The 12,842-nt window shown below is 31.2% G+C and carries 8 protein-coding genes (1 of these 8 running past the window's edge); 3 read left to right on the top strand and 5 right to left on the bottom strand.

Features of this window, described 5'->3' with window-relative positions:
• Nucleotides 1–1,537, bottom strand: the 5' portion of a protein-coding gene (locus B3C18_RS04995) for a recombinase family protein (protein ID WP_291143358.1). It extends 44 nt beyond the left edge of the window; only the first 1,537 of its 1,581 coding nucleotides appear in the window; its start codon is at nucleotides 1,535–1,537; its stop codon lies beyond the left edge, outside the window.
• Nucleotides 1,534–1,704, bottom strand: coding sequence for a hypothetical protein (locus tag B3C18_RS05000; RefSeq protein ID WP_291143361.1), 171 nt, complete (start codon nucleotides 1,702–1,704; stop codon nucleotides 1,534–1,536). The genes B3C18_RS04995 and B3C18_RS05000 overlap by 4 nt, the downstream gene beginning before the upstream one ends.
• 414 nt (nucleotides 1,705–2,118) lie before the next feature.
• On the opposite strand from B3C18_RS05000, the gene B3C18_RS05005 reads away from it, so the two are divergent.
• The 3 genes from B3C18_RS05005 to B3C18_RS05015 all read left to right on the top strand — a co-directional run bounded on the left by B3C18_RS05005 (nucleotide 2,119) and on the right by B3C18_RS05015 (nucleotide 7,972).
• Complete coding sequence (locus tag B3C18_RS05005; RefSeq protein ID WP_291143364.1) at nucleotides 2,119–6,207, top strand: DUF4011 domain-containing protein; 4,089 nt, start codon at nucleotides 2,119–2,121, stop codon at nucleotides 6,205–6,207.
• A gap of 63 nt (nucleotides 6,208–6,270) precedes the next feature.
• Nucleotides 6,271–6,762, top strand: a complete 492-nt coding sequence (locus B3C18_RS05010) for a DUF3320 domain-containing protein (RefSeq protein ID WP_291145015.1) — start codon at nucleotides 6,271–6,273, stop codon at nucleotides 6,760–6,762.
• A gap of 175 nt (nucleotides 6,763–6,937) precedes the next feature.
• On the top strand, nucleotides 6,938–7,972 hold the full coding sequence (locus B3C18_RS05015; protein WP_291143367.1) for a toll/interleukin-1 receptor domain-containing protein: 1,035 nt from the start codon (nucleotides 6,938–6,940) through the stop codon (nucleotides 7,970–7,972).
• A gap of 346 nt (nucleotides 7,973–8,318) precedes the next feature.
• On the opposite strand, the gene B3C18_RS05020 is transcribed toward B3C18_RS05015, so the two are convergent.
• From B3C18_RS05020 to B3C18_RS05030, 3 genes are all read right to left on the bottom strand, one after another.
• Nucleotides 8,319–9,650: a hypothetical protein gene (locus tag B3C18_RS05020; RefSeq protein WP_291143370.1), complete on the bottom strand. Its 1,332-nt coding sequence runs from the start codon at nucleotides 9,648–9,650 to the stop codon at nucleotides 8,319–8,321.
• A 174-nt stretch (nucleotides 9,651–9,824) separates the two neighbouring features.
• Nucleotides 9,825–11,867, bottom strand: coding sequence for an ATP-binding protein (locus B3C18_RS05025; protein WP_291143373.1), 2,043 nt, complete (start codon nucleotides 11,865–11,867; stop codon nucleotides 9,825–9,827).
• Nucleotides 11,868–12,025: 158 nt separating this feature from the next.
• Complete coding sequence (locus B3C18_RS05030; RefSeq protein ID WP_291143376.1) at nucleotides 12,026–12,730, bottom strand: hypothetical protein; 705 nt, start codon at nucleotides 12,728–12,730, stop codon at nucleotides 12,026–12,028.
• Nucleotides 12,731–12,842 lie beyond the last annotated feature (112 nt).

Genomic DNA, 12,842 nt, shown 5'->3' on the forward strand with positions numbered 1-12,842 from the left:
GTTTGAATCCAGTCGAGGTCACTACTCGGGACAAAAGAAAAATATCATCTTTTGTCCCGTTTTTTTTTGCCCGCAATCTATTGTTTACCAGATAGATACAGTTAACTATTTCATTGACTCGGGCGGTGCGGATTTTCTGATCTTGAAATGTGAAATTTTCGGGAAAAATTAAACCAATTAATTCTCTAGAATCAGCTAAAGTCCCACCATCAAAGGCTTCACCTAGCTTTAAAAGGTTTTCCAATCCAGTCGTCGTTAAATGCTCTATACTTGCCCTGTCGTCCTCTACATTACCCATCTCTTTTTCCAGATTACTGATAATCTCATTGTATTCGGTTTTCATGAGATTGTAATCTTCAGCATCGATTTTCTCGGTAACTAATAAATTTCTGGCCACAGATAATTTCTTTTCATAAACTGCAATCTGGTCAAGGGACTTCTTTTTTTCGTTTGCTATTACTCCAGTATGCTCTCTATAACCTTCAAGTAAAACTGCGGTATATAGCTTCTTAACTTCTTCTAAAGGTTTAAATTTATTTAAATGTTCTTTAAAAATCTTGTTAGCTATTTCAGAATTCACTCTCCATTTACATACTTTATCACAGTGATAATAGTAGTAATATTTATTCCTTCCTTTACATTTACTTCCTGTTAACTTCTGACCGCACTTTGGACAAAGAAAAAAACCTCGCAAAGGAAAATTCTCAATAGTTTTAATTTTCGGCCGGTAGGTTCTTGCTTTACTATCAAGAACGTCTTGAACCCGATAAAATAATCCCTCACTGATAATTGGCTCATGCTGTCCATTGACCCACCTTTCCTCTTCATCTCTGTACTTAGGAACAACAATCTTTCCACAATAAAGTGGATTTCTTATGATAAGCCACAAGTTATTCTTAGAAATGTCAAAACCTTTTTCTTTGGCCATTTGATAAATTGATTCAGTACTAAAAATATTTTTAGCAATCTGCTCAAAAATCCATATAACTTTTACAGCTTTAACCGGTACAATGGCAATATACTTTTTCCCATCCTCAGTTATTTTATTAGCGTAACCATAAGGAGCCATTCCCATATGCCTCCCCTCTTTTTTGCCACGTCTAAGTCCCTGAAAGGTATTTAATGCTCGTCGATCATTTTCAACTTCGGGTGCAGCCAGGTAAAATGCCAGCATCATTTTGTTTTCCGGTACACTTAGGTCAAGTGGCTGTTCTATAGCCTGCGGCTCCACACCAAGTTTTCTTAATACATTAATCATTTGGTAAGCATCACCGGCATTACGACTAAACCTGTCCCACTTCATAAAGAGAACCAGATTAATTTTATTTTTGTGTTTTTTTACTTCAGCCAGAAATTTTTTCCATTGTGGCCTGTTAAAAGTCTTTGCCGAATGATCTTCATAAATTACATTACGTATCTGTATTTGGTTTATACTGCAATATTTTCTTAACATCTCTTCCTGATTACGCTGCGAGAAGCCTTTTTCTGCCTGCTCATCGGTACTCACTCTAATATATAAGTCGGCTATCTTACTCATTTTCTTTTATTTAAATGTTTCAACACAGCGATATTAGCAATTATTCTTAAGAAATACAAGATTTCCTCTGCCTGTTCAATAGTAACATCTAACCCCTCAGATCGAAGCATTTGCAAAGCTTTCTCCGGGGTCAACTTTGAATTACTGTACTCAATATCTTTCTCCATAATCACACTTTTGAAAATTCAAAAAATGTAATTTAAATACAGAAATGCTTTTAAAATGCTGACTGAGGATATTTGGCATTAATTGGAAGTTTATTTCCTCATTAAGTAAAAATTGCATTAGTAAAATACTATATTCACTACATTAAAATCGATGGTATTCCAGAATTAAAAAAATCTATTATTTTTAATTCTTTTGTCCAGTAAATTTTATTTAAAACTTTGATAAATTAATTGATGCTTAAAATAAGTTCTTGTCTTTGAGATCTGGAAAATGATCCGGCACGAAATACACCAAATTATTCAAAAAATAAATATAAATTCTCTCAACCTAAAATGTTTTACAATTTTAAAATAATGTCTTTACTTTTTTGTAGTGTTTTATTTGATAACTTAGGAACTTAAATCACCTTAAATATGTCTGAATCAATTCTACCTAAATTGGAAGCATCTCGTAAAGAACTTTTAGATCTTGGATTGCGTAATACATTACTTAATTATAAGACTTCTAAAGTTAAAGGATTGCAGATTGTGCAAGAACAATCCTCATCCATTTATGACATTTTAGTGAGACAGAACAAAGGAATGACTTTTTTAGGACGCCCAGGCAAAGATGACGATGATGAATTATTAGAACTTCCGGAACTTACTGAACCGGAAATACAAGATGCTTATAATGATACCAGATTACAGACCAATGAAACAGAAGCCAAGCTTCAGAATAAAATACTAAATACGTATTATTTTGCTAGAACGAGTATTGAAGAGCAAGGTGTCAACATGTTATATCTTGCATTAGGAATACTGAATTGGTATGAAAAAGGAAATAGTGAAGATACAAGAAAAGCACCATTAATTTTACTTCCTGTAGTTTTGGAGCGTTCCAGTGCAAATGAACGTTTTCGTTTAAGGTACAGTGGTACTGAAATTGGAGCAAATCTGTCATTGCAGGCAAAAATGATGGTAGATTATAACATTACTATTCCTGATCTCCCGGAAGAAGAAGAACTGGATCTTAAAACATATTACAACATTATAAAAGAACGGATCAGCCACATTGAAAATTGGAAAGTTGAAGAGGATGCTATAGAATTAGGGTTCTTTTCTTTTGGTAAGTTTATGATTTATCATGATTTAGACAGTGAAAAATGGCCAGAAGATAAAAAACCATTCAACCATAATATTTTACAATCTTTATTCAATACTGGATTTAATGAGCCTCAACCATCAATTGGTGAAGAACATCATCTTGACAATGATACGAATGCGGATGAGCTTATGCAAGTCGTAGATGCCGACAGTTCACAAGTTATTGCAATGCTTGCTGTGCATGAAGGGCGTAACATGGTAATACAAGGCCCGCCAGGAACAGGGAAATCACAAACCATTACAAATCTTATAGCAAATGCTGTCGGAAATGGAAAAAAAGTGCTTTTTGTTGCTGAAAAAATGGCTGCTTTAGAAGTTGTAAAACGACGCTTAGACAGTGTTAACTTAGGAGAAGCTTGCTTAGAATTACATAGCCATAAAGCAAACAAAAGAGAATTACATAATGAATTAAAACGAATACTTGATTTAGGCAGGCCAACAATGACTCGTTTGGAAGAGGAAATTAGATTTCTTCATCCTATGATAAACGAACTTAATCAATATTGTGCTTCGGTAAATTCTGAAATTTCAAAAAGTGGTTACTCAGCACAAGAAGTGATGGGGAATTTACTAAAGATAACAACTCATAATAAAGATTATAAATTTCCTAAAATACACGTTGAAAATATTAGCGTATGGGATTCTATAAAGATGAAAGAAGTTGAACAGATGGCTGAAAAAATACAGGTAAGGCTAGAAAAAATTGGACAACCTGAAAACTTGCTGTTTTATGGAACTAATATAAAAATTTTCCTCCCAATAGATGAAGAAACCTCAAAAGATTTATTAGAAATTGTACTTAAAGATACAAATGAAGCAATAACTCTTATTACTTCTATTTCAAATTATGTTGAAATTAATCCGTCCACAGAAATAGATGATGTTAACCTATTATTAAAAACTATAAAAACTGCATCTGAGAATCCAGGTCTCACATCCATGAATATAACCGATTCTGCTTGGCTCAATAATCAAGCTGATATTGCTGAATTATTAGAAACTGGAATTCGACTACAGGAGCTGCATACACAATATGATAATTTAGTTATTCCAGAAGCTTGGGATTATGATCTGCTTGAAATCAGGCAAAATTTAATTGTACATGGCAGTAAGTGGTATAAATTTTTAATAGGAGATTATAAAAATAGTGTAAAAAAATTGTCGGCACTTCTCACAACTCCTGTTCCTTCAGATTTAAACACAAAATTAGAGCATGTTAATGCTTTAATGGAAGGAAAGCGTCTTACAGCCTCTCTCCTATCTTTAGAGCCTTTAGCGCAAAAATTATTTGATAGCAGATATCAAAAGAAACGAACAGATTGGGAAACTGTTAAAAAAGCAGTTCAATATCTACAAGGGGTACACCTCCTTATTCAGGATGAGGTAATATCAAACACGTTTCTATCATTTCTTAGCAAAAACCAGGAGTCTTCTATTGCGGCTGACTTTTTAATTGATTTAGAGAATGCTTTAGAAAAACAAAATATTTCATTAAAGTCACTTTTAGAAAAACTGGATTTAAAAGATAATCAAATACTAAATACAAGTTTATCCAAACAGCAAGGCTTAATAAAAAAATGGTTCGAAAACCTACCTGAGATACATCAGGCAGTATCTTGGAACGTAATGAAAGAAGAGATTGAAAGAAATGGAGCCGATTATTTGATTAGAGCAGTTTATAACTGGCCCGACGCTGCTTTGCATTTAAAAACAGCTGTACAAAAAACTTGGTATGAACATTTGATTGAGCAGGCAATGACTAATAGTGTAGAGCTTCGAAAATTTGAAAGATCAAGTCATGAGGAAGTCATTGAAAAATTTAAACGACTCGATGTACTTAATCAGTTCTATAATCGCGCCAAAGTTGCTCTTAAACATTGGGAAAGTTTGCCAAAACAGGAAGGTGGCGGACAAATTAATGTACTTAAAAGCGAATTCAACCGCAAAGCCAGACATATGCCGATTAGGAAACTTATGCAGGAAGCAGGATTGGCAATTCAAGCAATTAAACCTGTTATAATGATGAGTCCAATGTCAATTGCAAATTTTCTCCCTCCAAATAGTATTGATTTCGATCTGGTTATTTTTGATGAAGCCAGCCAAGTACGTCCTGTTGATGCTTTGGGTGCTATTTTACGAGGAAGACAAGTAGTTGTTGTTGGGGATACAAAGCAAATGCCTCCAACAAGTTTTTTTGACAAACTAAATACCGATACTGAAGATGAAGAAAACGTAACTGCTGATATGCAGAGCATCCTTGGAATGTGTGATGCTCAAGGTGCTCCTCAACGTATGCTGCGCTGGCATTATCGCAGTAGACATGAATCCTTAATTAACTTGTCAAACCAGGAGTTTTATGAAAACAAATTAATAATTTTTCCAAGTCCCGGATCTAAAAGCAAAATGGGTTTAGCATTTAATCACCTGCCAGATACTTATTATGACAAAGGTAAAACACGTACCAACCCTAAAGAAGCAGAAAAAGTTGCGGAAGCTATAATTAGCCATGCTTTACACAATGCAAAACTAAGTCTTGGAGTTGTAGCCTTTAGTACTGCACAAATGCAGGCTATTCAAAATGAACTTGAAGTAAAAAGAAGAAAAAATCCTGAAGTTGAAAGTTTCTTTAGGAGCCACCTTACCGAACCTCTTTTTATCAAAAATCTTGAAAATGTTCAAGGAGATGAACGAGATGTCATTTTTATTAGTATTGGTTATGGAAGAACAGAAGACGGTAAAGTACCTATGAGCTTTGGACCTCTAAATAATGAAGGGGGTGAACGAAGACTAAATGTTTTAATTACAAGGGCAAAAAGCAGATGTGAAGTATTCACAAATATTACAGCCAATGATATGAATCCTGGACCAAATGCAAAATTTGGTATTCGGGCATTAAAAAGTTTTCTTTATTATGCACAGCATGGGAAGTTTGAAAGCGACAAGGAAGAAATAATAACTAAACCCCAGCCATTTGAGGAAATTATTGCTCAAAGTCTTCGCGATAATGGTTATATCGTGAGAGAAAAAGTCGGCTCAGCAGGATTTTATATTGACTTGGCAATAGTGGATAGTGATAATCCTGGAAGATATATTCTTGGAATATGCTGCGATGGAAAGTCTTATGAAACTGCAAAATCAGCTCGGGATCGAGATAGATTAAGAACTATAGTCCTTGAAGGCATGGGCTGGAAATTATTTAATGTATGGAGCACTGATTGGTTCCGCAATCCCCAAGGAGAGCTAAGACTCTTACTAGAAACTATTGAAAATGCTAAAAATCAAGTTGAACATAATGATGCACTTGAAGAAGAATTAATGGACGATTTAAAAAATCTTGTCCGAGAAGAACCTAAATAAATTGATAATTCAATCCCCCGTTATATAAAAGCTTCTCTTCCGATTGAGGTTTGCCATCAAGAAATTCATACTTATTCCCTTGGAAAACTTGGAGCATGGATACATGAAGTCGTCAAAGTAGAAAGTCCTGTTCATTTTGAAGAAATGGCTCGTCGAATTGCAGATGCAAATGGCATTTCAAAAATTGGAAGTCGTGTCAGAGCATCTATTACAGATGCATTAAACTATGCAATTAGAACTGGCTTAATTAAAAAGAAAGATGAATTTCTTTGGCATTTTGAAGATCATTTACCAGTAATAAGAGATCGTAGTTTACTTAGTCCAAATTCAAAAAAATTAATTCTTATTTCTGATGAAGAGATGAACTTGGCAATCATTAAAATTGTTGAAAGTTCTATCGCTATTCAGCCAGATAATGCTGTTACCTTAATTGCGAAACTTTTTGGATTTGCAAGAGTTACAGAAGATATGCGAAAACATATTTTACAATCCATTAAAAAAGCAGTAAAATCTGAAATTGTAAAAAAAGATGGAGAGTTTTTAAAATTGATATAACAATTTAATTTAAATCTTACAAACAAATGCAAACTAGAATCAAATAAACTGTAACCTAGATTATCGACTTGTAACATTAACACCACTTTAATTTATCAAATATCATCTTACATTTCACTTACTCCGGCAATGTTAATTAATTCTTTTATATTTGTCTAACTTATTAAATTTAATAATGAAAATCTTTATTTCTCATTCGTCAAAAAACGCGAATTATGGACAAGCACTCGTAGATTTGTTGATAGCGGTTGGTGTTAATAACGAACAAATTATATTCACCAGTAACGACGCATTTGGAATTCCTACTGGTCAGAACATATTTAATTGGTTGAGAGCTAGAATTACTGAAAAGCCATATGTAGTTTATCTCCTTTCTTCAGAGTATTATTCGAGTATTGCCTGCTTGAATGAGATGGGAGCCGCTTGGGTTGTCGAAAATGAACATACAATTATATTCACACCTGAATTCAAAGCTTCAAGCCCTGAATTCCAAAGCGGAGCTCTCGACCCTAGGGAGATGGGATTCAAAATAAATAATCACGATAGAGTAACAGGCTTTATTGAAACTCTTCGCGTTTTATTTCCAATTTCGACCAAAGCCGTTTTTGTAAGTCAAAAAATACGAGAATTTATCGAAAAGGTCAATTCGTTCGAAGTTCCCAAACAAAGTTTACCAATTACACAAATTGTAAAAAATGAGAACCGCGTAAATCCAATTTTAACAACCATAAAAGAAGAAAAAATAATAGTTGAAAATTCTCCAAATAAAATAGTTGACAGCAACAGCAAAACTTCCCAAGTTGATAAGCTATTTAAGGATCTACAAGAAGGAAAGTTAAAGGATGAGGAGATAATCTTACTTCATTATTCTATTGACACCGCAAGATTCAAACTAGGAGTTGGATGGAAAAGTTCAGGTGAAATTGAAAATATCAAAACTTGGGAAGATGTTAATTCATTAAATTCAAAATTATCATTAGGATATGACGAAGTTATACGTCGTTTCGAGTTAAAAAAGTTAACTAAAGTTACTGAACTAACAAGTAGCAATAACCCTAGAGAGGTTGCGTTTATATCAGATTTAACAAATTTATTACTTGGACTACCTGAAGAAGGCAATTTAAAAATTAAAGAAGCTTTAGCGAGAAATGAAAGTGTAATTCCAAAATCGTGGAATATTTTTGAAAAGAAAGATGATTTACCTTTTTAAATAGAAATTGCCTATAATAACACCTAATAGAATTACCAGTCTTGCATATTTAGCTTGATATAAATTCGGATTATATTTATGATTTTGTTGAGTACAAAAATGATAAAAAACCTTCTCTGAGGAAATTCTTTTATAATTGGTTAGTATAAAAATGAAAACGATTGTAGAAAAGTATATTATTTTGAACTATCAGGTAAAGATGAAAACTTTTAAGCTCGTGAATATTATTACATTCCTCCACATAGAATAACTCTAGTCAAGCACTAAAGATTACAATAACGAAATATGCTAAATCATATTAGCCTAATCTCGCCATTTTGCCAAATGTCTGTTGTGTGCCGTTGCATTATTTCCATTTAAAATCGTCATTAATCACATAATGAACAGAATCAGCATTTAAAGATAAGCAGTAAACAGACGCTAATATTAATGCATACTCATATTTCATTCTTTCACCTTTAATCAAATACTCCTGTGTTTCTACACTCATTGTAGTTTCGTTATATGAAATAAAAGCAATATCATTTGCCTTATCCATACCAATTTCATTAATTTGAAGTAATATGTAGTTATTACTAATTGGTATATTATTAAATACAAAGCTGTTTTCAGCTATTTTAATAACTTCTTTCTGAAATATAGGCAAAAGAGAAGTTCCAATATCTTTAAAACTAAATGGAGAAGGAATTTTACTTAGTTCTTCTTTTGAAACTTTTATCGCTACTATTGGTTTTAAAAAATCATCATTTTCAATTCTTTCCTTTTCTATACATTTAAGGTAATCCTCCAAATTATTTTTAAGCAAATAACTATCAAAAACATTAATGTTTTCTTTAACAAAATTATAGCTCTCTAAATCAAAGATAGGCATAACAACTCCAACTGGAGGACATGATTCCATCCCTGTTGTGTCAAATCTAGGCCTTCCTTGTTTTCCATAAAAATTAGATTCTTTTCCCCATTGAATATGAGGTTTTACATATCTAATATTATTTAACTCAAAATAAATATCTTTAATGGGTGGCTTCGTTCTTTCTATTTCATTACTTACGATTTGTAGTGTCATATATTCATTAACCTTCATATTCCAAGCCTCTCTTAATTTATCAATAAAATCAAGAGGCTTTTCTTTATTTTGTATTTCAACATCTTTAAACACCGCTGTTGCAATTGTTTCAAAGCCGTCTGAAAAATGATAAATTCCACAAATAATGAGCAGGTCAATATTTGATGTGTCATTTTTTGCTCGCCTAACAGCTATGTCAAAAAACTCATCAGGCATGGTCATCGATAAACCATTATTCACAATTATAGTAATCTTATATTCGCCATTTTCTGACGAAATCCTGAGTTGTTGAGATGCTTTTTTTATTGCAGTCTTAATAGGCGTAGAAAGCTCATTGTAATATTTCTTTTTGTTTTCAAAATCAAGGTCTAATGGATTTATAATTACCGTTTTTATATCAGACCGAAACAACGCAGCTAGTTTATTTTGTTTTGATTGCTTTTCAATAGGCTCCTCCTCAATGATTTTTAGTTCAATAAGAATATTTCCATATTTATAATCGCAATTTTTAGTTTTAATTGATGGATCATATGTAAACCTTTCACCATCGACCATGGCAATTATATCATCGAAGTCGTTTTCATTTAAGCGTGAAAAAACTAAATATTCCATATGTTGCATTTATTTATTGGTGGTGGTTTCGCATGGAAATCAACGTTCTGGCACTTGGAGAGGTTGGCGAATAAATACGCAATATTTTTCGATTAAAAACAAAATAAATATAAAAATATCTTTAAATTCAGGCTTAAATCCCAATCTCGCTAAACGGCTTTAGCCGACCTATTTTTAACCAACTATTCTTAATTGTGCATGTACTTTTTGATCAATAAGCTCAGGATATTCTTCCTCGAATTTTTCCTTAACGGATTTGTCTTTTATTGTCAATTGTTTATGTAAATATCCTAATTTTCTTTTATTCAATTCAATAATTTCAGACCAAGTCATAACATAAACTTCTATGTTTTTATCTGTTTTTTTATCAAATAAAAATGGAATTTCTTTATAAATTTCTCTTTGCGATTTTACCTTTGACTTTGCATATGCATTTAACTTTGAAGATATAAGAATTAGTTTGTATTTAACTTTTTCGGCCGGTAATGCTGAATGTTGTTCAAGTGTAAAAGCATATCTATCTATTTGATTGATTTCTTTCAATCCTATAGCGCATTTAGGTGATTTTAGTTCTACAACCATTATCTCACGCTCATCTGAATCTGTTATTTTTTCATTGTAAAAAAACAAGTCTGTTATATCATCTAGATTATTTTCTTCGATTAAATTTTCGTCTTCTTTAGTTGGTTCGTAATTTAAAAATGTATCGTGAAGTTGATTTAAGATATTTCCAATTTTTTTATCTGACCAAAGGTGAGGTGTTCCATTGTAATTTTCACCGAAAACCCATAATTCATTTTCAATTATTTTATGTAATTGACTTCTTTCTTTGAGAACTTTAGAAATTTCACCATATGCTAATTCATGTAAAAAATTTAAAAATTCTAATTTTTCACTTACTTGAGATGCAAATTGAATTACATCTTCAAGATCCGTTTTCTGTAATAACGAATTGAATTTTAGTAAACTTTCATCTGATAGTTTTAAAATTTTACTAAATAGATATTCAATGTTTCCATCAGAAATAGCTTTGTCTAATAGTGGATATAAAAAATTTCTAATTTTATTATCTTCCTTTATTAAGTGATGTTCGTCTTCTAATAAATATGCAATTTTTTTAAAAACTACTTCTTGTGAGGTTGATGCTGGTTTTCTTTCTTTGTAGGGGTAGAATTTATCATTCTCTAAGTTGCTGATAAATTTATCAAACTTTTGATTTCTACTTTTGAAAAACTCATTAATAGTGTCTTTTATTTCATTTTTTAGTTTTTTGATTTCTTCTTCACCTAAAGTTTCTAAATCAAGATTTCGAAATAAATCTAAATCAAAAAAATCAGAATCAACATAAATAAACCATGTGCCTAAATCGGGTGTATACCAATCTGATGAATAAGTATATTCATGTGCTACTGATTTTACACCTGCGTTATCTGTTTGAAAAAAAACTTTTACTTTCTTTAAGTTAGATTTTATATTGTAGAAGTAAAAATTTATTAAATGATTAGTTCCTTTTTTGTCTGTGTACGTAATTGTTTTTATTGATGGTTTTTCAAGTACAAAGTTTTCTTTTTCAAGTTTATTTCCATTTACGAAGAAAGAAACAGTATTATTGAATATCTCGTATGGATAGTTCTCAAACAAACTTTGAGCAATGTTATTTTCTAAAAAATTGCTTGTTATTTTATTTTTATTTAATGGCTTCGTTTGAATATTGTGATGAAGATTTTCAATTTCAACTTTATAATATGAATTATGATTCTTGCCATCTAAATAATCATAATCAACTTTTAACTCAACATTTTCTAAAGATATATCTTTCAAATCAGTAGTATCAATACCAAATAATACTTTACTGAATTTATTTTCATTTTCATCAAATGCTACGGTGTCAATTTTCATTAATTCGCCTATTTGAAATGAACTAAACCTTCCAATACCTTGTCCTTTTTCTTTTACATTCGTTCCAATTTCTAAAATAGTATTTTTAAAATTATTCTTTGAGACACCATGTCCATCGTCTATTATGGTAATTTTTTCAATACTGGATTTACAGGTTAATGAGTCGTTGTATTTAATCTCAATACGAATATTTTTCGAGTTAGCTTGAATCGAATTATTTAGTAGTTCTTTAAAAGCTTTAAATGTATCACCATACTTGGTAAAATGACTTTTAATAACTCTTGTATTTGTGGTTATTTTCTCAGATGTTGTTTTCATAATGATTTTTGGTAATATTTCTTCTAAAGTTCCGCTGCTTGGCGAAGTCGCGACATTTTAATAATTTACTCTAAAGATATTAAAACTTCAACTTAATAGTTTCCGGCTAACGAGAAATAAACCAGTCATTTTGCCAAAATGCTATTAACGTATGTTTCTTAACTATTAAACGAATTTGCTAACCTATGATTAATTGTATCTTCATTAGGAATAAATGAATTCATTTTTATTAATAATTTAAAAATCTGTTCTTGTAGTAAAATCATGTCTTCAAAACTTACACTATTTGTTGAACTTATAAGTTTGATTTCCACTCTTTTTTTATTAAATAATGAACTTCTGTCATGAAGTACTAAAGTGCTATCGCCTCTTGTCTGAAAACCTAAACTGTGTATAGTATTCCTTAAATAACAATAAAATGTAAAAAGACTTAAGTCATCGTTAGTTAGATTTGTGAAAAGAGTAGTTTTATTTTGAATTAGTAAATTTTTAAATGTCTCAAGAATAGCTGTTTTATTTATATCACCTCGAGTTCTCTCGTAATTAATTGCAATTTGTCTTAGATGATTTTCAACATTTAGAAAGAAACTATTAAAAAATGCGTCTCTTACAAATCCATTAAAATTATAATTAAATGTTGCTAAATGTACTTTTCGTACATTAGATGAAATTTCTTCTTTACAATAATTTAAGTCTAATAATTTTTTAGAAAGTGTTAAAGAGAAAATGAAATTCTGTACAGTTAATCCTAATGCGTTTATTGATATACTTCTAATATCCTCTTGATTTTGGAAAGTATCATTTGAGACAATGAAATTTGATAACTTCCTTAAAAGGATTATTCTGCGCTCTGTTTTAGTCATATATTCTCATAATTACCTAAAGTTCTTTAAATTTCCGCCAATATTCTGGTTCACAGCGGGTGTGGAATTAAATTAATCCATTATTCAGATTTGTCAAATCATCCCGAATATA

The sequence above is a fragment of the Flavobacterium sp. UBA7680 genome (assembly GCF_002482975.1).
Classification (GTDB): Bacteria; Bacteroidota; Bacteroidia; order Flavobacteriales; family Flavobacteriaceae; genus Flavobacterium.